Source organism: Arthrobacter sp. H-02-3, from assembly GCF_003097355.1.
Classification (GTDB): domain Bacteria; phylum Actinomycetota; class Actinomycetes; order Actinomycetales; family Micrococcaceae; genus Arthrobacter; species Arthrobacter humicola.
Genome location: NZ_PYUI01000022.1, coordinates 1 through 19,013, shown reverse-complemented (window position 1 = coordinate 19,013; position 19,013 = coordinate 1). Strand labels below are relative to the sequence as shown.

Sequence of the window (19,013 nt, the reverse complement as noted above, 5' to 3'; positions counted from 1 at the left end):
GGGATCCGGGGCCGGTCAGGCGGCGGGCTCGGAGGCTACGCCCGGGGCCAGGAACTTCTTGCCGTTGACCCGCTCCGAGGCGCCCACCCGGTCCAAATACGGGGTGATGCCACCCAGGAACATCGGCCAGCCTGCGCCAAGGATCATGCCGAGATCGATGTCCTCCGGACCGGCCACGACACCCTCCTCGAGCATGAGCCCGATTTCCTCCGCAAGGGCGTCCTGCGTGCGGCGCAGGACTTCGTCCGCGGTGGACGGGCTGCTGCCGAAGGACATCAGCGCGAGGGTCTCGGCCGGGATGACTGGCTTGCCGTCCGCACCCGGAGCCCAGATGGACTTCACGCCGTTGTCGATCAGCGCCTGCAAGTTCGCCGAAACCCGGAACCGGTCCCCGAAGGCCGCGTGCAGCGACTCCTGGACGTGCTGGGCCACCGGCAGGCCCACCATGGCGCCAAGCACAAAGGGAGTCATCGGCAGGCCCATCGGCCGCAGCGCGTTGTCTGCGACCTCGGCCGGGGTGCCCTCGTCGAAGGCGGCGGTTACTTCGCCCATGAGGCGCAGCAGAACGCGGTTGACCACGAATGCGGCGGCATCCTTGACGAGAACGGCGGACTTCTTCAGCCCCTTGGCGAGCTCGAAGGCGGTGGCCAGCACTGCGTCGTCGGTCTTCGGTGCGCGGACAATTTCCAGCAGCGGCATCACTGCCACGGGGTTGAAGAAGTGGAACCCGACGAGCCGCTCCGGGTGTTCGAGGTCCGCGGCCATTGCCGTGACGGACAGCGACGAGGTGTTGGTCGCAAGGATGCACTCGGGCGACACGATCGCCTCGACCTCCTTGAAGACCTGCTTCTTGACGTTGAGTTCCTCGAAGACGGCCTCGATCACGAAGTCGGCGTCCGCGAAGGCTTCCTTGGACACCGAGCCGGTTACCAGCGCCTTGGTGCGGTTTGCGGCGTCGGGGCTGATCCGCTTCTTGGTCAGCAGCTTGTCCACCTCGGCGTGCACGTAGCCAACCCCCTTGTCCACCCGGGCCTGGTCGATGTCCGTCATCACCACCGGCACCTTGAGCTGGCGGGCGAAGAGCAGGGCGAGCTGGCTTGCCATCAGGCCCGCCCCCACCACGCCCACTTTGCCCACCGGGCGGGCCAGCTTGCGGTCCGGGGCGCCGGCAGGGCGCTTCGCGCGCCGCTGCACGAGGTCCAGGAACGCGTAGACGGTCGAGCGGAACTCGGGGGTCTGCATGAGGTCCGCGAGGGTGTCGCACTCGAGTTCGGCGGACTGCGCCTGCGTCAGGGTCCGGTTGGCTTCCATGACATCGAGGACCTTGGCCGGCGCGGGGGAGGCATTGGACGTCTTGGCCTCGACAAAGGCCCGGCCCTTCGCGACGGCGGCCGCCCAGCGCGCTGCGACCTCCGGAGCGGCGGGGTCGACGGCGTTGGCCCGCTCCGGCGCCACGGCGCCGGCAATGACCTTCGCGGCCCAGGCGACGGACTGCTCAATGAAGTCCGCGGGCTCGAACATGGCGTCCGCCACGCCGAGCTCAAAGGCCTGCGGGCCGGTGAGCGTGCGGTTGTTGCTCAGCGGGTTTTCGATCATGACCTTGAGCGCGTTCTCCGGCCCGATCAGCCGCGGCAGGATGTACACCCCGCCCCAGCCCGGAATCAGCCCGATGAAGGCTTCCGGCAGCGCCAGCGCGCCGGCGCCCGTGGAGACGGTCCGGTAGGTGGACTGCAGCGCGATCTCCAGGCCGCCGCCCAGGGCCAGGCCGTTGATGAACGCGAAGCTGGGGACGCCGAGATCGGCCAGGGTGGCGTAGACGTCGTGGCCCAGCTGGGCCATCCAGAGGCCCTGTTCGCGCGCGCTGACCGACTTGACCGTGGACAGGTCCGCGCCCGCCACCAGGAAGTACGGCTTGCCCGTAACGCCCACGCCGGCAATCTCGCCGCGGGCAGCGCGCTCCTTCAGCCCCTCCAGGACCATCCCGAGTTCCACGAGGGTGTTGGGCCCGAGCGTGGTGGGTTTGGAGTGGTCCAGGCCATTGTCCAGCGTGATGAGCGCAAAGGTGCCGGGGCTGGTGCCGCTGACGGCTGGCAGCTCGATGTCCTGGACGTAGGAGTGCGTGACCGTCTCGTTCGGGAAGAGATCGGCAAGCTTGCGGAAATCAGCGGCGCTCATGCTGTGGCTCCAGTCGTGGTGGTGGCGGATTCGGAGATTGTGTATTCCGTGCCGTAATCCGGGTGGTGCGGGTTCTCCCAGATGACGGTGGCGCCCATGCCGAGGCCAATGCACATGGTGGTCATGCCGTACCGGACCGTGGGGTCTTCTTCGAACTGCCGGGCCAGCTGGTTCATCAGTCGGACCCCGGAGGAGGCCAGCGGGTGTCCCACGGCGATCGCGCCGCCGTAGCGGTTGACGCGGGGGTCGTCGTCGGCGATCCCGAAGTGGTCCAGGAAACTGAGGACCTGGACGGCGAAAGCCTCGTTGATCTCGAAGAGGCCGATGTCCCCGATGCCGAGGCCGGCGTTCTTCAGTGCCTTCTCGGTGGCCGGGACCGGGCCGATGCCCATGACCTCGGGTTCGACGCCGGCGAAGGCGTAGGACACCAGGCGCATCCTGACCGGCAGGCCGAGTTCCTCCGCGGCGTCCGCGGAGGCCAGCAGGGCGGCGGTGGCGCCGTCGTTGAGTCCGGCGGCATTGCCGGCCGTGACCCGGCCGTGGGTACGGAATGGGGTCCGCAGCGCGGCGAGGTCCTCCACCGTCGTGCCCGGGCGCGGCGGCTCATCCACCGTGTTCACCATCCAGCCCTGGCCCGGCTTCATCGTGGCCACCGGCACGAGGTCGGGCTGGATCTGGTCCCTGGCGTAGGCAGCGGCCAGCTTGTCCTGGGAAGCGACGGCGTAAGCGTCGGTGCGTTCCTTCGTGATGGCCGGGAAGCGGTCGTGCAGGTTCTCGGCCGTGTTGCCCATGTTCAGGGCCGCCGGGTCAACGAGCCGCTCCGACATGAAGCGCGGGTTGGGGTCGGCGCCGGCGCCCATCGGGTGGTTGCCCATGTGTTCCACGCCGCCGGCAATGACGACGTCGTACGCGCCGAAGCCGATCCCGCTTGCCGTCGTGGTCACGGCGGTCATGGCGCCGGCGCACATGCGGTCGATCGCGAAGCCGGGCACGGTCCGCGGGAGCCCGGCGAGCAGGGCGGCGGTGCGGCCGATGGTCAGGCCCTGGTCGCCCGTCTGGGTGGTGGCGGCGATCGCGACTTCGTCGATCCTTTCCGCCGGAAGCGAGGGGTTGCGGCGCATCAGTTCGCGGATGCACTTAACCACGAGGTCATCGGCGCGGGTGCCGGCATAAATGCCTTTTTCGCCCGCGCGGCCGAAGGGGGTGCGGACGCCGTCGACGAAGACGACCTCGCGAATGGCGCGGGGACCCACGGTGCGGGGACTCGCGCTGTTGGTCTTCCCGCTGCTGGTTGTTCCGCTCGTGCTGGCTGGGCTCACGTGGTGCTCCTCATTGAGACATGGGTGCCGGATCCGCGCCTGCGGCAAGGCCTGGTGCAGGCCTTGCCGCAGGCAGGAGGAATCCGGGCGACATCATGCATCATGTTACTCGCCAGTAACATAGCTGGCAAGGAGGCGGGGGAGCCGCGTTCGAGGTCTACCGTGAGGGGTGGACTATCCGGCGGAACCGGATGGCACCTCCGCGGAGGCTTTCGGCTCCTTGGCGGGCAGCGGCTCGGGGTGCAGGAAGGCCTCGGTGATGAGCGGAGCGGTGATTTCGATCTGCCACTGGCGTGCTCCGAGGTTCGCGAGCTCCTCGGCCACGCCTTCCTCGCTGAGTTCGGCCGGCGGACGCCACGCGACCCGGCGGAGGTAGTCAGGCGTCAGGAGGTTTTCCACGGGCAGATTCAGTTCCTCGGCCCTGCCCTGAAGCTTGGGGCGGGCCGTGGCAAGCCGCGCGGCGGCCTCAGGGTCCCTGTCCGCCCAGACGCGCGGCGGCGGGGGAGCGTTGGTGGGCAGGTGCAGCGGGGGAAGGTCTTCCAGGGCCCTGGCGGTAGCGATGCAGCGCAGCCAGCGGGGCGCCTCGCGCTGGGCAGCGCGGCCATGGAACCCCTTGGTGCCAAGGAGTTGCGGGACCGTGGTGGGCATGGCCTTGGCGGCGGCGACGAGGGCGGAGTCGGGGATCAGCCGGCCGGGGGCGACGTCGCGCTTCTGGGCCAGGGAATCGCGCTCCAGCCACAGCTCCCTGACCGCGGCCAGCTGGCGGCGGTCCCGGATCTGGTGCAGCCCGGAGGTCTTGCGCCACGGGTCAACGCGCGGCGGGGCCTGTCCGGCCTCAAGGATGGCGGCGAATTCCTGTTCGGCATACTCCAGCTTGCCGTCCGCGACGAGGAGTTCGATGAGTTCCTCGCGCAGCTCGGTGAGGACTTCGACGTCGAGGGCGGCATATCGCAGCCAAGGTTCCGGCAGCGGTCGGGTGGACCAGTCGGCGGCGGAGTGTTCCTTGGCCAGACCGAAGCCCAGGAGCTGTTCGATCACGGCGGCGAGGCCCACCCGGGGCAGCCCGGCCAGCCGCGCGGCGAGCTCGGTGTCAAAGAGCTTGTCCGGCCACATGCCGAGTTCGGACAGGCAGGGGAGGTCCTGGCTGGCGGCGTGCAGGATCCATTCGACGCCGCGCAGGGCGTCATTGATAATGCTCAGGTCCCCGAACGGTTCGGGATCGATCAACCAGGTCCCGGAGCCTTCGCGCCGGATCTGGACGAGGAAGGCGCGCTGGCCGTAGCGGAAGCCCGAGGCCCGTTCCGCATCCACGCCCGCGGGCCCGTGGCCGGCGGCGAGGGCCGCGGCGCAGCGTTCGAGTCCGGACTGGGTTTCGATGACCAGAGGCACGCCGTCACGGGGGGCGTCGAGGTCGATCACTTCAGGGACCAGGCTGTCGAAGCCTTCCACCGTGATGTGGGCTGTGGTGTCAGCGGCCTCTGTCGTATTGTGAACGGCGCCGGCCGTGCTGATTTCCGGATTTTGAGGGGTCATGGTCTCTACAGTTTACCGACAACATGGCGTATAAGGCCGTGACCGTGGCCGAATAAACGCCTCACGCGTGTCCGCGGGGGCGCCGGGGAAGGGGGGTGACACCCTCGGGCAGGGGCGGCAGCCCGGCGAAGGTGCAGACCATGTCTGACCACGCCTCCAGGTGCGAGGTGATGTCCGGGGTGGCGGGGGTCCAGGAAGCCCGGAGTTCGATGTCGATCGAATCCGGCCGGTCCGACAACGTTCCAAAGCTCTCTGAGAGCACCCTCGTGGCCGTGCCGCCGGCGGAGCGATAGGGCGCCTGGTGGTTGTCCAGCGCCTCGACCAGCCAGGTCCACGCCACCGATCCCAGCAGTTCGTCGTTGCCCATCTCAGGTTCCAGCTGGGCGCGGATGTAGGTGACGATCCGGAACTCCCCGTCCCACACGGCCGAGCCGTCGGGATCGTGGAGCAGGATGAAGCGGCCGGTGGCGAGTTCGACGTCGTCGCTGCCGGACGCACGCGCCAAAGCCGCGGCGGCCGGCCCGTGGACCGCGCTGCCGGCGGATTCGCCCGGGCCGATCACTTCTGCGCCCAGGGCGACGGCGAACGGTGCCAGCCGTGACGGCGCGGGAATTTCGTCCAGGTGAAGTTCGCTGCGGCACCGAGCCTGTCGAAGGGTCCCCAGGGCGAAGAGGAAATCTGCCGGAACCTGATCGAGGGAGCTCACCTTGGAAGATTATGCAACGGCCGTGCCCCTGCCCGGCAGGCTCGCCGCCGGACAGGGGAAGCAGTGCAGGGCTCAGGCAGCTGCGAGCTCGCGCTTGATGGCCGCAATGAACGAATCAACGTCTTCCTCGGTGGTGTCGAAGGAGCACATCCAGCGGACCTCACGGGCCGCCTCATTCCAGTCGTAGAAGCGGAAGGACGTACGCAGCCGGTCTGCGACACCGGCAGGCAGGATGGCGAAGACGCCGTTGGACTCGGTCTTCTGGCTCAGCGTGACGCCGGGGATCGTCTCGACGCCGGCGCGCAGCCGGGCGGCCATGGCGTTGGCGTGCGAGGCCGACCGCAGCCACAGATCCCCCTCGAGCAGGGCAATGAACTGCGCTGACATGAAGCGCATCTTCGAGGCCAGCTGCATGTTCATCTTGCGCAGGTAGATCAGGCCGTGGGCGGCATCCGGGTTCAGCGCGATGACAACCTCGCCAAACAGCAGGCCGTTCTTGGTGCCGCCGAAGGAGAGGATGTCCACGCCGGCATCGCGGGTGAAGGCCCGCAGCGGAACGCCGAGGTGCGCGGCGGCGTTGGCCAGCCGGGCGCCGTCCATGTGCAGTTTCATGCCCTTGGAGTGGACATGCTCCGCGATGGCCCGGACCTCCTCCGGGGTGTAGCACGTGCCGAGTTCGGTGGTCTGGGTGATGGAGACGGCCAGCGGCTGGGCGCGGTGCTCATCGCCCCAGCCCCAGGCTTCCTGGTCGATCAGGGCAGGCGTGAGCTTGCCGTCGGTGGTGGGGACCTGCAGGAGCTTGATGCCGCCGATCCGCTCCGGTGCGCCGTTCTCGTCCATGTTGATGTGGGCGGTGGAGGCGCAGATTACGGCACCCCAGCGCGGCAGCAGCGACTGCAGGGACAGGACGTTGGCGCCGGTGCCGTTGAAAACGGGGAAGCACTCGATGCCGTCGCCGAAGTGGTCTTCCATCAGCTTCTGCAGGCGGGCGGTGTATTCGTCCTCGCCGTAGGAGACCTGATGGCCTTCATTGGCGGCAGCCAGGGCCGCGAGGACCTCAGGGTGCACGCCGGAGTAGTTGTCCGAGGCGAAGCCGCGGACGGAGGGATCATGGAGCCGCACCGCAGTGCTGGCAGGGGCAGTTTCAACTGTGCTGGTCATCGCTTTGCTCACGCTTTCAGTCTAAGAGGTCGGCCCGCAAGGGCTAAGTCCGGTCGCTAAGTCCGGAGACGGCGCTAAGTCCGGGGGGCAGTTCAGTGGCTGAGCAGCAACCGCTGGCCGTTCAGTTCCCCGGCGGGAGTGCTGAAGAGCCCGACGGCGGCAGCCGCCAGGTCTGCGACGTCCGTGAAGCCGGGGAATTTGCGCTCGGGGGCCTTGGCCCGCATCGCAGGGTCAACGAGGGCCTTCACCACGAAGATGACGGCGGCGCTGCTCAGTCCCGTTTTGTCTTGGCCGGTGGCGTGCTGCACCGGGCCGGCTGGCTCGGTGCTTCCTGTGCCGTCGGCCGCGGGCCGGGCCCGCCGAAAGCCGTCCGCGACCGCCAGCGTCCAGGCTTCGGCTGCGGCCTTGGCCGCGGCGTAGCTGGCGCCGCCGGCCGTCGGGGCGCTCACGGCCGTTGAGGACACCATGGCGAAGCGCCCGGTGTCCGAGGCTGCGAGGTCATCGAAGAAGACACGGCTGACGTTCCGCAGGGTGGTGACGGCGTTGCGTTCCAGGAAGTCCCAGTCCTCGTCGCTCTGGTCCGTGATGCCTTTCGCGCCGCGCCAGCCGCCCACGAGGTGGATCACGCCGTCGACGCTTCCTGCCAGGCCCGCGACGCTCGACCGCAAGGCGCGGACGTCAGACAGGCTGGCGAGGTCGCAGACAAGCGGCGTGACGCCGCTGCCGGCGTCGGCAGCGGCGGCCTCGATCCGGGCGGCGTCCGAGCCGACGGTGAAGACCGCATGGCCCGCGTCGCGCAGGGCGCGGGCCGTCGCGATTCCCGACGGCCCGCTGCCCCCCGTGACCAGCACGTTCAAAGTGCGTCCGGCACTCATCCGGCGTTCAGGGCCTCGGCGCCGCTGCCGCTGGTTTCTCCGGTGTCAGAAGACCCCGTGATGCCGGCGGTGGATTCAATGACCGGCCGCATCTTCTTCTCGAGGGCCTCGTAGAACATGGAGAGCGGGAACTCGTCGTCCAGGACCTGGTCCGTGAGGCCGCGCGGCGGGCCGGCCAGCGGGAGGGCGTCCGGACCCTTGGCCCAGACCGACGCCGGGTTGGGCGTGACCGTGCCGGAGATGAGTTCGTAGGCGGCGAGCCAGTGGGCCATCTTCGGACGGTCGATCGAACGCCAGTACAGTTCCTCGATGCGGGCGCCGAGTTCAACCACGACGTCGGCAACTTCGTCCCAGTCGATGCTGAGCTTGCTGTCGGTCCAGTGCAGGACGTGGTGCTGGTGCATCCACGCGAAGAGCAGCTGGCCGCCGAGTCCGTCGTAGTTGCGGACGCGGGTTCCGGTGATCGCGAAGCGGAAGATGCGGTCGAAGATCACGGCGTACTGGACGAGCTTGGCGTGACGGCGTGCCTCAGGGTCGGCGTCCTCGTCCTTCTCGATCTTGACCGACTCGCGGAAGGCGGTGAGGTCGCAGCGCAGTTCCTCGAGCGAGTAGAGGAAGAACGGCATGCGCTGCTTGATCATGAACGGGTCGAAGGGCAGGTCGCCGCGCATGTGGGTGCGGTCATGGATCAGGTCCCACATGACGAACGTTTCCTGCGTCAGCTTCTGGTCCTCCAGCAGTGCTGCCGCGTCGTCGGGAAGCTGCAGCGAGGTGATGTCCGCAGCAGCGCGCAGGACGCGGCGGAAGCGGGCAGCCTCGCGGTCGGCGAAGATCGCGCCCCACGTGAAGGTGGGGGTCTCGCGGACGGCGACGGTCTCGGGGAAGAGCACTGCGGAGTTGGTGTTGTAGCCCGGCGTGAAGTCGAGGAAGCGGATCGGGACGAAGAGCTTGTTGGAGTATTCGCCCTGTTCCAGGCCGCCGATGAACTCGGGCCAGATGACCTCGATCAGCACGGCCTCGACCAGGCGGTTGCTGCTGCCGTTCTGGGTGTACATCGGGAACACGACGAGGTGCTGGAGCCCGTTGACGCGGTGCTGCTGCGGCTGGAAGGCCTGCAGGGAATCCAGGAAGTCCGGCACGCCAAAGCCGCCATCGGCCCAGCGGCCGAAGTCGGTGACGAGCAGTTCAAGGTAGCGGGCGTCGTGCGGGAAGGACGGTGCCAGGGCCGAAATCGCTGCGGTGATGGTTGCGACGTACCCGGCCGCGGCTTCGTGGGCTGTGGTTTCCGGGACGGATCCGTCCTGGATCTGAAGGGCCTGCAGTGCGGTGGCGGCAGCCTTGAGCCGCAGCCATTCCTGGTTGCTGGCCGTGATCTGGGCGGGGGCGGTAAGAGCGGTCGTGGTCATCGTCGACGGTCGCCTTTCTAGTAGCTGTGGTGCGTGTCGCTGGATCTAAATCGAGCGTAGCAAGCAAACAGCAGCTCTAATGCAAAATTGCCTCGAGCATAAGAAAGACTGTGGCAAGTGATTCTGAAAGACTGTTCCAGCGGAAGAAGAGGGAGGGCTGCGGGGCCCACCGGCGGCGTTTCGGCACCGGCGGGCCCGGCAGGCGGGCTTACTTCCCGGCGTCGTCCGCGGGTACGAGCTTCAGCGAAACGGAGTTGATGCAGTACCGCTGGTCCGTGGGGGTGCCGTAACCCTCGCCGTCGAACACGTGGCCCAGATGGGAATCGCACGTGGCGCAGCGGACTTCCACCCGGTCCATGCCCATGGTGCGGTCGTGGATATAGCGGACTGTGCCGTCGGCAAGCGGCGCCCAGAAGGACGGCCAGCCGCAGTGCGAGTCGAACTTCTCATTGCTCGTGAAGAGCTCGGTGCCGCACGCCCGGCACTGATACACGCCCCGGGTGTGGGTGTCCCAGTATTCGCCGGTGTAGGGCCGTTCGGTGCCGGCCTGGCGCAGCACCCGGTACGCCTCAGGGGTCAGTTCCTCGCGCCACTGGGCATCCGTCTTTTCGACCTGGTTGTGTTCGAGCGGCGTGGTGGCGGTGCTGCCGTCGGGCTCGGCGGAGGGCACTGCCAGGGGCATGGGTTTGGGCCTGTTCTTGAAGATGCTCATAGCCTCAATAACGCTTAGGAGTCCCCGATAAATCCCGAACCGGCGTACAGATGCAGGACGGGCAGGCCCAGCTTGTCCTGTGCCTTGGTGGCCCAGTCGGTGTGGAAGGTGTCGGCGACAGCGTGCGGGCGGGTGATCACCACGGCCTGCCCGGCGCTGAGTTCCTTGACCTTGGCGACCAGGCCATCCACGGCCTTGCCCTCGACGATTTCGCCCGAGACTCCGCCGCCGAGGCCGGCCAAGGCAGCAAGGGACGCTGCCAGGGTGTCGGCGGCTTCGGCCCGCTCCTCGGCGGGGTCGGAATGCGCCGTCAGTTCGCGGAAGGCTTTGGAAACTTCGAGCATGGAAAGGTTTTCCAGGAAATCCACCATCAGGTGCCGCTCGGTATTGGCCGGGACCAGGATCAGCAGGGGCGCATCGCCGCCCGCAATCAGGGTTTCGATGTTGACGCGGTCATCCGCACCGAGGGGCTCTTCTGTCAAAATGACGATTGGATCACTCATGACCCCAGCCTAGTCGCGCTCGTGTCGCCGTGCATGGTTCTGTCCCGGCGCGCACCATGCCGTGTCCCGCTGGCGTGCCTCCGCCGCGTGTCGGCCCGGCCCGTGTGTCCGCTCCGCCGTGTCCCCACTGGCGGGGAACTACCTGCGCGGTGCTGCGGGAGTAACCCCCTTCTTCGTGAAGGGCCATAATGCCGTCGTTGTCGGACCGTTCAGTCAGAATGGTGCCATGGCATCCTCCTTGCGCCTCCCGCCGGATCTCTCCCGGACCGCCACACGCGGAGCGGCAACCACTGTTGCCGCAGCCTCTGCAGCGGTCCCTGCTCCATCCGCCGCTGCCGGGCCGTCCGGAAGCGCCAAGTGGGCGGTCGGGGGGATCATCGGAGGCAGCGCCGCTGCGGGCGTCCTCGCCGCCGGATCATCCGCCCTCGCGCTGTATTTCGCCCGCCGTGTCATCACCCCTGCCAGGTTCCGCGACGCGGACCAGGAAGTGCTGGCCGTGATCCGGGAGGGCCGTGGGCTGCAGGTCATCCTGGCCGCTACCCCGGATGCCACGGTGGACGGGGTGTACGGGTTCTTCTTCGACGGCGGCCGGGGCCACGCGCGGATCGGCCGGATCCTCTCCTACTCGCCGGCCGAACGCACCGTGCTGCGGGAAGTCGAGACCGTCTACAGCGGGGACATTTCCACCGCCCGCCGCGGCTGGTGGAGCGGGGCGGCCTATCCGGATCCGGCCGCCATCGGCCTTTCGGCGGAGGACGTGGTGATCGACGTCGAGGGCGGAACCGCGCCGGCATGGCTGGTGCGCGCCGTACCGGCCCCGGAAGACACGGTGTCGGACGTCTGGGCGATCATGGTGCACGGGCGCGGCGCCTCACGGCAGGAGGGCCTGAGGGCCGTCCGGACCGCTCGGGACCTGGGCATGCCCAGTCTGCTGATCTCCTACCGCAACGACGGCCTGGCTCCGTCAGCCAGCGACGGGCGCTACGGGCTGGGCTCCACCGAATGGCGCGACGTCGAAGCCGCCATTGACTTTGCCTTGGAGCAGGGCGCCCGCGAGGTCGTCCTGTTCGGCTGGTCGATGGGCGGCGCGATCTGCCTCCAGACGGCCGACCTCTCGCGGCACCGGCAGCTGATCCGGGCGATGGTCCTGGACGCCCCCGTGATCAACTGGGTCAACGTGCTGGCCCACCATGCGGAGCTGAACCGGATCCCGTCGTCGGTGGGGCGGTACGGGCAACTGATGCTCAGCCACCCTCTGGGCCGGCGGCTGACCGGGCTGGCCGCCCCGGTAGACCTCAAGGCGATGGACTGGGTGTCGCGGGCCGTGGAACTGCGGACGCCGACCCTCATTGTGCACAGCGTGGACGACGAATACGTCCCGTACGGGCCCTCTGCCGAGCTCGCCGAGAAGAATCCCGAGATGGTCACGTTCGAGTCCTTCAACACCGCTCGGCACACCAAAGAATGGAATGTGGATCCGGAGCGCTGGGAGCGGCAGGTCATGGCCTGGCTCCGGCAGCAGCTGGCGCCCCGTGTCAATCCCGGGGACCAGGAGCCGGCGGCCGGGCACTCCACGCCGGGCTGACAGGTGGCGGCGGTGATTCACGCCAACACTGCCGTGATGTGCCGCGCGATCGCCGGGAGAGTTAGTCGTGCCGGGTGCCGATCCTCGCGGTGCGGGCGGCCGTAAGCCGAATGAGCTCGGCCGGATCCAGCTCGATGTCCAGGCCGCGCCGGCCGCCCGAGACCAGGATGGTCGCCAGCGCCAGGGCACTGTCATCCACCACGGTGGGGGAGGACTGGCGTTGCCCCAGTGGCGAAATGCCGCCGAGCACGTAGCCGGTACGTCGCTGCGCGGCGGCGGGGTCCGCCATTGCGGCCTTCTTGCCGCCCAGGGCCGCAGCCATCGCCTTAAGGTCCAGATTTCCGCTCACGGGCACGACGCCGACGGCGAGCCGGCCATCGACGTCGACCATCAGGGTCTTGAAGACCCGGGTGGGGTCGATGCCCAACATCTCCGCGGCCTCGAGGCCATAGCTCGCTACGGCAGGATCATGCGCGTAGGGGTGCGCGACAAAGGGAACCCCGGCGGCCGCGAGTGCCGCGGTGGCCGGAGTTCCCTGGGATGCCTGTTTTCGGGCCATAGCGGCTGATTGTCCTTAGCTGATTGTCTAAGCGCCGCAGGTCAGGACTGCGCCGGCGCGTGCTGGGATCCGGAGGCAGCGACTTTGCGCTTGATCCGGCCCAGCATGGCGGTCATTCCGCGCATCCGCAGGGGAGTGATGGCCCGGGTGAGGCCGAGCTGTTCGGGCATATCGTCCGGGACGGCCAGGATTTCCGCAGCGCTGAGGCCGTCGAGTCCTTCATGGAGCACGCCGGCGAAGCCGCGGGTAGTCGGGGCTTCCTTGGGCGCCTTGAAGTAGAGCCGGACGCGCTCCGGCGCGCCGCCGTCGGCCGGTTCTGTCTCAATGGTGAGGAAGAGCGGCGTCTGGCACTCCACCACCTGCTCGAGCAGTTCCGGGTGGTCCTGGAGCCGCTCCGGAAGCTCCGGTAGTCCCTGCGAGAACTCAAGGAGCAGTTGAAGCCGCTCGGGTTCAGTCAAGGCCTGGAAGTCGTCAACAATTTCCGCCAGCGCGGCGGGGAGGGCAGAAGCATTCATCACTCCCAGCTTACGCACGAGCGGCAATTGTGTCCCGGTCGCAACCGCCGGCGCCGAACCTAGCGACCGGCCGGGACCGTTCCGCGTTCGGCGCCCTTGACGATCGGGACGCGCACGGCGTTGCCCCATTCGGTCCAGGAGCCGTCGTAGTTGCGTACGGTGTCGAAGCCCAGCAGGTACTTCAGCGCAAACCAGGTGTGGCTGGACCGCTCGCCAATCCGGCAGTACGCCACGACGTCGTCGCCTTCCTTGAGCCCGGCCTCGCCCAGGTACAGGGCCTCGAGCTCGCTGCGGTCGCGGTAGGTGCCGTCCTCGGCGGCTGCGCGGGCCCAGGGGATGGAGGCCGCGGTAGGGATGTGCCCGCCGCGCAGGGCGCCTTCCTCCGGGTAGGCCGGCATGTGGGTGCGCTGGCCGGTGTATTCCTCAGCGGAGCGGACATCGATCAGCGGCTTGCCGAAGTGGGCAAGGACGTCCTCCTTGAAGGCGCGGATCGGGGCATCGTTGCGTTCCACCACGGGGTAGGTCCCCGGAGCCGGAACCGTGGTTTCGGTGGTGAGGGCACGGCCCTCGGCGATCCACTTGTCGCGGCCCCCGTCCAGGAGCCGGACGTCCTCGTGGCCGAACAGCGTAAACACCCACAGGGCGTACGCGGCCCACCAGTTGGACTTGTCGCCGTAGATGACCACGGTGCTGTCCCGGGAAATTCCCTTGGCCGCGGCCAGGGCGGCGAAGGCTTCACCGTCAATGTAGTCGCGCGTGACCTCGTCGTTGAGATCCGTGTGCCAGTCGATCTTGACGGCGCCGGGGATGTGGCCGGTTTCGTACAGCAGCACGTCCTCGTCCGACTCGACCACCACGAGCTTGCCGCCGTCGAGCGCGCCGGCATCAATTGCAGCGGCGAGCCAGTCGGTGGATACCAGGCGCTCGGGGTGTGCGTACGCGGCGAACTTTTCGTTCTGCTCAACGGGGTAGGACATGGTGATGGCCTTTCACTGAAACGGTCAGGAGGCCGGGCGCGGAAAAGAGTGCGCGGCGCCAGCCTGTTACAACACTAGTCACGGCCCCGCGGGATTGCTCCACCGGGTTCACACGGGGAAATGTGGTCTTGCTCACGCCGGCCGCCCGTTCGCATCCGCGCACACGGGGCGGCCTTCCCTTGCCGGTATTCTTGCTGGGGACAAGAGACCAGCAGAACGGACCACCTTGGTACACATCGAACAGCTCGCCGCCCGCACGCCGGCAGTTTCCGTGGACGAACTCCTCAATGGGTTCTATCCTTCGCCGCGGTTTGGTGAGGTGTCGTTTTCGAGCTACCGTCCCGATCCCGCCCAGCCCAGCCAGGCGCACGCGGTCCACGCCCTTCAGCACTTCGCCGCTGGTGTGGGCGCGCGCGACGGCGATGGCCTGTTCAAGCGGCTCTTCGGCAAGAAGGACACCTCCCGGGCGGGGATCTACCTCGACGGCGGATTCGGCGTCGGCAAGACCCACCTGCTGGCATCGCTGTGGCACGCCGCCCCCGGCCCCAAGGCCTTTGGCACCTTCGTCGAGTACACCAACCTCGTCGGCGCGCTGTCGTTCCGCAAGACCGTGGAGGCCCTGAGCCACTACAAGCTCGTGTGCATCGATGAGTTTGAGCTCGACGATCCGGGCGACACCGTGCTGATGTCCCGGCTCATGCGCGAACTCGCCGACGCGGGCGTCAAGCTCGCCGCGACGTCGAACACCCTGCCGGGTTCACTCGGCGACGGACGCTTTGCCGCCGTCGACTTCCAGCGCGAAATCCAGGTGCTCGCAGACCAGTTCGACGTCGTAAGGATTGACGGCGAGGACTTCCGCCACCGCGGCCTGCCGGCAGCGCCCGCTCCGCTGCGCAATGATGACCTGACCCACCACATGCAGGCCGAATTCGACGGCAAGACCGTGGCCCGCGACGAGTTCAGCACCCTGATCAACCATCTGGCCGGCGTGCACCCGAGCCGCTACCGCCAGTTGCTGGACGGGATCGAAGGCGTCGTGTGGAAGAACGTGCACACGATCACCGAGCAAGCCGTGGCCCTGCGGTTCGTGGTGCTGGCAGACCGGCTGTACGACAAGGACGTGCCCATCCTGGCCAGCGGCGTGCCGTTCGACAAGCTCTTCACCGAGGAAATGATGACCGGCGGGTACATGAAGAAGTACTTCCGCGCCGTTTCCCGGCTTACCGCGCTTGCCCGTGAGGGCCAGAACCACGAACCGTCTTAGCCCCCAATCGGCTTAGTCGAGGACCGGCGTAGGCGCGGACCCGCCTGGGCCGGTATCGTCTCGAGTCTGAACCGTTCGCAGCCGGAACGCGGCGACGTGGTGACACTCCGACGTCGAAACCCCGCCAAGGCGAACCCCTCCACGCGAAGCAACGCGGAGTCACTTCGAGCCCATACTGAGCTTCCGGATGGGCTCGAAGATCCCCGCGTTGCTTCGTTTGGCGTCGTTAAACGCCGAAGGTGCCGGCGCCGCCTCTCGGCGGGACCGACACCTCGCTGACGTACCTGGGTCAGAGGCCCTGCTGCCGGGTTTCCCCGGCTACAGGAGGCTCATCCGCGACGAGGGGCCGCTCGACGACGGGGGCCGTGGTCGGCCTGTCGTCTGCTTGATCCACGAAGTCGGAAGCACCCTTCTGCACTGCATCGACCTTGTCGGCGTACTTGCCGTCGGTCTTCGAGTCGACGAAATCGCCGGCCTTTTCGATGCCGTCCTTGATGGCCTGTTCGTTGCCACCAATGACTTGCTGAGCCTTGCCCTTCAGATCGTCAAGTAAACCCACGGGCACCTCCCTTCGGTCGCGGAGCCAGATCGCTCCTCCGGCTTCCGATACTAACGGCCCGTAGGGGTCATGCCAAGGGCCAGCCCGTTCTCGGGGAACTCCTGTCAAGGGCCTTGTGGCCCGGTCCGGCAGGGCCCGCCCAGATCAACGCCCGATACCGATAATCCAGCTAACATCCAGGACGCCACAAGGGCACGAAAAAAGCAGCTCCAGGGGAGCTGCTTGATGGTGGGCGATACTGGGATCGAACCAGTGACCTCTTCCGTGTCAGGGAAGCGCGCTACCGCTGCGCCAATCGCCCGCAACCGGAAGAATCCGGAGTGGATTTGTGTCAATCATTTACACAAGAGAGCGGACGACGAGATTCGAACTCGCGACATCCACCTTGGCAAGGTGGTGCTCTACCAGCTGAGCTACGTCCGCAATATGAAGTCCATGCCGGCTTGGCCGGTGGTACTGCATCAAGCAAGTTACCTTGCTTTGGTGGGCGATACTGGGATCGAACCAGTGACCTCTTCCGTGTCAGGGAAGCGCGCTACCGCTGCGCCAATCGCCCATTTCATCCGGCCTAAACCGGAAACCATGGTTTTCACCGAGGTGGGTACGGGATTCGAACCCGTGTATACGGCTTTGCAGGCCGCTGCCTCGCCTCTCGGCCAACCCACCGTGTAAGCAGGATTCCGAAGAACCTTTGCCGTGACAGTGTCCTGCGAGCGGACGACGAGATTCGAACTCGCGACATCCACCTTGGCAAGGTGGTGCTCTACCAGCTGAGCTACGTCCGCATTATTGGGGTGCATTTCCTTGCCGCATTCGGCATTTCCTCGCGTTCCAACGAGTAAGAACTCTATAGGAGGTTCTGGGAATCTACAAATCGAGGCCCGATGACCCCGACTCAATGGCCCTACTTCCTTGATTTCTAGGGGATTTTACGAATTACAGGGCTGTAATTAGCTTCGCAGGCATACCGTGGCGGCGATGAAAGCGGTCCACCGTTTGGGCTCGGGCTCGGGCTTGGAGTCTCCGGGTTGGGAATTGGGTGGGCGGCTGCGTGCTCGTGGGGGACTCCGTGCCTGCGGGTGTCGGTCCCAGGGTCCAGGGCGACCCGGCGTGCGGAGTTTCAGGGTGCAGGGGGACCCGGCGTCCGGGGCCCGGGCTGGTAAGGCGGCGCTGCAGTCGGGGAGTAAAGGTTCGCCTGTGCTGGTGACGCGTTGCTGGGAGCCGGGCGAGGTGCTGCTCGCGCGGGCAGTGGTCTGGCGTAGTGGCCGACCCTTGGTAACGACGGGCGTGACCCCGGTCGAGGGGTCGTCATCGGCGCCGATTTCTAAAATCCGGCCGGGTGGGCTAGCATTCAATGTCGTTGGGGCGATTGGCGCAGTGGTAGCGCGCTTCGTTCACACCGAAGAGGTCACTGGTTCGAACCCAGTATCGCCCACCAACGAAATGGTCCGTTCCGCTGACATGCGGGGCGGGCCATTTTGCTTTTCATCGTTGTCTGACCCCCGTGAAAGAGTCTTTACATGACTGCTCCACTCCTCGCCCACGCCACTGACTATGGCCGGATGTACGCACGCTCCACATCGGCACAATTCTCCGTCCCGTCAATCACTACGGTGATTGGCCAACAGCCCCACGGACTCGATGGCTGGTTCGGCTACATGGGGGCCAACAGCCTTGCCCAGGATCCCGAACTTCCTGGCATTCTGGGGAGCCCAGGCAAGCTGCGCCAGGCAGTCAGCCGGGCAGCCAAGGCAGCGGAGAGCTACCGGGACGAGGCCGCCAAGCGCGGCGACCGGGTCCACAACTACTGTGAGCAGGTTGCGCTGCGCGCGCTCGGCCGGCCGCACCAGAGGAAGGAAACCCGCGAAGCCCTCGCCGCCAATGGTGAGGAAGCCTTCGCTGCGCGATTCGATGAATGGTGGGAGCTCTTCCAGGTTGAACCCATCGCCCCAGAGATCACGGTGTGGAACAAGACGGTCGGCTATGCCGGCACCCTGGACCTCGTGGCGAAGATCAACGGCCGGACCTGTCTCATCGATTACAAGACCAAGGGCACCAGCCGGGACGGCACCGTCAAACCGCTCGATGACAAGGTCGTGATGCAGCTCGTCGCCGGTATGAAGGCGGAAGAAAGCCTCGTGGATCCCGTGGCGGGGGAGTGGGAAGCATGGCAGCACGGCGAATCGCCAATCCTCCTGGCAGTGGCAGTAGGCGAGACGGAAGTCCGTCCGCAGCGGGCCAATCCCGACGTCCTGAAACACCACTGGTGGAAATTCTGCGCTCTGCGCCGCGTCTGGGAAATGTCGGCCGACACCGCCACTGCCGGGGCGGCATTGCTCCCGCTCGCGCCTCCCGTGAAGCGCTGAGCCGGCGCTGCTGAGGCCGGCCCCGAGCTCTCTCGGGCTAACTCTTCCTATCGGGGGCACCCCATGCAGAAGTGGCTCATGGCTCGCCGCCGTGTCACTGCCCCGGCTCCAGCACAGCGCCAGCAACTGCCACCGCCGGTAATTTGCCCGCTGGGGCGCGGGGTCGCATGACATGTTGCCTTGCGTGGCAAGGATGGCATTTTGCGGAAGTCTCCCGCGCGCTGCCGTCGTTCCGGCGCCCACTTGGCTGGGAAACCGCAGTCGCATCCCAGTTTCCTGTCGAATAGCTGCGATGAAGTGTTGTTGAGGTTTTGTCGGGATGCCGAACCCTAATCGCCGGGGGGATGCCGTTGTCATCAGGGCTTGCGATTTCACCGCGCGCACTTTGGCCCGGGTGATGCAGCCAATGCCCCAGACTGCCGTCGTGGAACCTGGTCAACTGCCCGGGATGCCGCGCGGGCGTCCGTCAGAAGGCCGTAACCGGGAGCCGCCTTCGCTGCCCGGCTACCGCGACCGCGTGGTCTGCGATTACGTGGTCGTAACTCGGCCCGGGTAACGCAGCGACTGATCCTGCTCGCCGTCGTGCGGCCGTGCCAAGGGGCCGTGGCCACCGCGGACGGCAGCCGTGCTGCCGTTACCCCTGGGTGTGCGATCACGTGGTGGCACGTTGGCCTGTATGACGCCGTCGCTGCCCGAATCACGCCGTGAATGCCGGGTCCGTAATGACACGGGTGGCTCGGATCGGATCATGCCGTCTCTGTTCGGGTTGCGGTTATGCGGCCTGGGCGGGTCGGGCGG

16 protein-coding genes and 6 tRNA genes are annotated in these 19,013 nt (G+C 67.1%); 4 read left to right on the top strand and 18 right to left on the bottom strand.

The features are described 5' to 3' along the window. Positions 1-15 precede the first annotated feature (15 nt). The 9 genes from C9424_RS17575 to C9424_RS17535 all read right to left on the bottom strand — a co-directional run bounded on the left by C9424_RS17575 (position 16) and on the right by C9424_RS17535 (position 10,390). Positions 16-2,175, bottom strand: coding sequence for a 3-hydroxyacyl-CoA dehydrogenase NAD-binding domain-containing protein (locus C9424_RS17575; protein WP_116768172.1), 2,160 nt, complete (start codon positions 2,173-2,175; stop codon positions 16-18). Further along, positions 2,172-3,413 (bottom strand): thiolase family protein, encoded by a 1,242-nt coding sequence (locus C9424_RS17570; RefSeq protein ID WP_237563538.1) that lies wholly within the window; start codon positions 3,411-3,413, stop codon positions 2,172-2,174. The genes C9424_RS17575 and C9424_RS17570 overlap by 4 nt, the downstream gene beginning before the upstream one ends. Before the next feature lie 255 nt (positions 3,414-3,668). After that, positions 3,669-5,027 carry an HRDC domain-containing protein gene (locus tag C9424_RS17565; protein WP_116768171.1) on the bottom strand — a complete coding sequence of 453 codons (1,359 nt, stop codon included), beginning with the start codon at positions 5,025-5,027 and terminating at the stop codon, positions 3,669-3,671. A 61-nt stretch (positions 5,028-5,088) separates the two neighbouring features. Then, complete coding sequence (locus C9424_RS17560) at positions 5,089-5,733, bottom strand: DUF3000 domain-containing protein (RefSeq protein ID WP_116768170.1); 645 nt, start codon at positions 5,731-5,733, stop codon at positions 5,089-5,091. Between the two features lie 72 nt (positions 5,734-5,805). Beyond that, positions 5,806-6,894: a threonine aldolase family protein gene (locus C9424_RS17555; protein WP_116768169.1), complete on the bottom strand. Its 1,089-nt coding sequence runs from the start codon at positions 6,892-6,894 to the stop codon at positions 5,806-5,808. Between the two features lie 92 nt (positions 6,895-6,986). Next, positions 6,987-7,769, bottom strand: coding sequence for an SDR family oxidoreductase (locus tag C9424_RS17550; RefSeq protein ID WP_116768168.1), 783 nt, complete (start codon positions 7,767-7,769; stop codon positions 6,987-6,989). After that, entirely contained in the window at positions 7,766-9,175 is a 1,410-nt protein-coding gene (locus C9424_RS17545; RefSeq protein WP_116768167.1) for a DUF6421 family protein, read from the bottom strand. Before C9424_RS17545 ends, C9424_RS17550 begins: the two co-directional genes overlap by 4 nt. A 208-nt stretch (positions 9,176-9,383) precedes the next feature. Then, positions 9,384-9,887 (bottom strand): peptide-methionine (R)-S-oxide reductase MsrB, encoded by a 504-nt coding sequence (gene msrB / locus C9424_RS17540; RefSeq protein ID WP_116768166.1) that lies wholly within the window; start codon positions 9,885-9,887, stop codon positions 9,384-9,386. Positions 9,888-9,901: 14 nt separating this feature from the next. Next, positions 9,902-10,390 carry a hypothetical protein gene (locus C9424_RS17535; protein ID WP_116768165.1) on the bottom strand — a complete coding sequence of 163 codons (489 nt, stop codon included), beginning with the start codon at positions 10,388-10,390 and terminating at the stop codon, positions 9,902-9,904. A 226-nt stretch (positions 10,391-10,616) separates the two neighbouring features. Here C9424_RS17535 and C9424_RS17530 point away from each other — a divergent pair, with 226 nt between their 5' ends. Continuing rightward, complete coding sequence (locus C9424_RS17530) at positions 10,617-11,975, top strand: alpha/beta hydrolase family protein (protein WP_116768164.1); 1,359 nt, start codon at positions 10,617-10,619, stop codon at positions 11,973-11,975. A 61-nt stretch (positions 11,976-12,036) separates the two neighbouring features. On the opposite strand, the gene ybaK is transcribed toward C9424_RS17530, so the two are convergent. Genes ybaK through C9424_RS17515 form a run of 3 tightly spaced genes read right to left on the bottom strand, consistent with a single transcriptional unit; the run spans position 12,037 to position 14,026 of the window. Continuing rightward, on the bottom strand, positions 12,037-12,534 hold the full coding sequence (gene ybaK / locus C9424_RS17525; RefSeq protein WP_116768163.1) for a Cys-tRNA(Pro) deacylase: 498 nt from the start codon (positions 12,532-12,534) through the stop codon (positions 12,037-12,039). Positions 12,535-12,575: 41 nt separating this feature from the next. Beyond that, positions 12,576-13,049 carry a SufE family protein gene (locus C9424_RS17520; protein WP_202615914.1) on the bottom strand — a complete coding sequence of 158 codons (474 nt, stop codon included), beginning with the start codon at positions 13,047-13,049 and terminating at the stop codon, positions 12,576-12,578. Positions 13,050-13,108: 59 nt separating this feature from the next. Then, positions 13,109-14,026: a sulfurtransferase gene (locus tag C9424_RS17515; protein ID WP_116768162.1), complete on the bottom strand. Its 918-nt coding sequence runs from the start codon at positions 14,024-14,026 to the stop codon at positions 13,109-13,111. Between the two features lie 226 nt (positions 14,027-14,252). Here C9424_RS17515 and zapE point away from each other — a divergent pair, with 226 nt between their 5' ends. Further along, on the top strand, positions 14,253-15,290 hold the full coding sequence (zapE, locus tag C9424_RS17510) for a cell division protein ZapE (RefSeq protein WP_116768161.1): 1,038 nt from the start codon (positions 14,253-14,255) through the stop codon (positions 15,288-15,290). 289 nt (positions 15,291-15,579) lie between these two features. Here zapE and C9424_RS17505 read toward each other — a convergent pair whose 3' ends face one another. The 6 genes from C9424_RS17505 to C9424_RS17480 form a co-directional block, all read right to left on the bottom strand. Next, positions 15,580-15,849, bottom strand: a complete 270-nt coding sequence (locus C9424_RS17505; RefSeq protein WP_091255742.1) for an antitoxin — start codon at positions 15,847-15,849, stop codon at positions 15,580-15,582. Between the two features lie 226 nt (positions 15,850-16,075). Next, a tRNA-Val gene (locus C9424_RS17500) sits at positions 16,076-16,150 on the bottom strand. 49 nt (positions 16,151-16,199) lie between these two features. Continuing rightward, positions 16,200-16,272 (bottom strand) — tRNA-Gly (locus C9424_RS17495). A gap of 58 nt (positions 16,273-16,330) precedes the next feature. Then, positions 16,331-16,405, bottom strand: a tRNA-Val gene (locus C9424_RS17490). Between the two features lie 39 nt (positions 16,406-16,444). Further along, a tRNA-Cys gene (locus C9424_RS17485) sits at positions 16,445-16,515 on the bottom strand. Positions 16,516-16,561: 46 nt separating this feature from the next. Beyond that, positions 16,562-16,634, bottom strand: a tRNA-Gly gene (locus C9424_RS17480). Between the two features lie 578 nt (positions 16,635-17,212). Between C9424_RS17480 and C9424_RS17475 the strand changes: the two genes are divergently transcribed. Both C9424_RS17475 and C9424_RS17470 read left to right on the top strand, forming a co-directional pair. After that, positions 17,213-17,287 (top strand) — tRNA-Val (locus C9424_RS17475). 82 nt (positions 17,288-17,369) lie between these two features. After that, positions 17,370-18,215, top strand: coding sequence for a cytochrome (locus C9424_RS17470; RefSeq protein ID WP_116768160.1), 846 nt, complete (start codon positions 17,370-17,372; stop codon positions 18,213-18,215). Positions 18,216-19,013 lie beyond the last annotated feature (798 nt).

Excerpts from the sequence above, each read along its gene's own strand:
- C9424_RS17575 (WP_116768172.1), bottom strand. The coding sequence starts at position 2,175 with ATGAGCGCCGCTGATTTCCGCAAGCTTGCCGATCTCTTCCCGAACGAG.
- C9424_RS17565 (WP_116768171.1), bottom strand. The coding sequence starts at position 5,027 with ATGACCCCTCAAAATCCGGAAATCAGCACGGCCGGCGCCGTTCACAAT.
- C9424_RS17555 (WP_116768169.1), bottom strand. The coding sequence starts at position 6,894 with ATGACCAGCACAGTTGAAACTGCCCCTGCCAGCACTGCGGTGCGGCTC.
- C9424_RS17550 (WP_116768168.1), bottom strand. The coding sequence starts at position 7,769 with ATGAGTGCCGGACGCACTTTGAACGTGCTGGTCACGGGGGGCAGCGGG.
- C9424_RS17545 (WP_116768167.1), bottom strand. The coding sequence starts at position 9,175 with ATGACCACGACCGCTCTTACCGCCCCCGCCCAGATCACGGCCAGCAAC.
- msrB (WP_116768166.1), bottom strand. The coding sequence starts at position 9,887 with ATGAGCATCTTCAAGAACAGGCCCAAACCCATGCCCCTGGCAGTGCCC.
- C9424_RS17535 (WP_116768165.1), bottom strand. The coding sequence starts at position 10,390 with ATGAGTGATCCAATCGTCATTTTGACAGAAGAGCCCCTCGGTGCGGAT.
- C9424_RS17530 (WP_116768164.1), top strand. The coding sequence starts at position 10,617 with ATGGCATCCTCCTTGCGCCTCCCGCCGGATCTCTCCCGGACCGCCACA.
- ybaK (WP_116768163.1), bottom strand. The coding sequence starts at position 12,534 with ATGGCCCGAAAACAGGCATCCCAGGGAACTCCGGCCACCGCGGCACTC.
- C9424_RS17520 (WP_202615914.1), bottom strand. The coding sequence starts at position 13,049 with ATGAATGCTTCTGCCCTCCCCGCCGCGCTGGCGGAAATTGTTGACGAC.
- C9424_RS17515 (WP_116768162.1), bottom strand. The coding sequence starts at position 14,026 with ATGTCCTACCCCGTTGAGCAGAACGAAAAGTTCGCCGCGTACGCACAC.
- C9424_RS17470 (WP_116768160.1), top strand. The coding sequence starts at position 17,370 with ATGACTGCTCCACTCCTCGCCCACGCCACTGACTATGGCCGGATGTAC.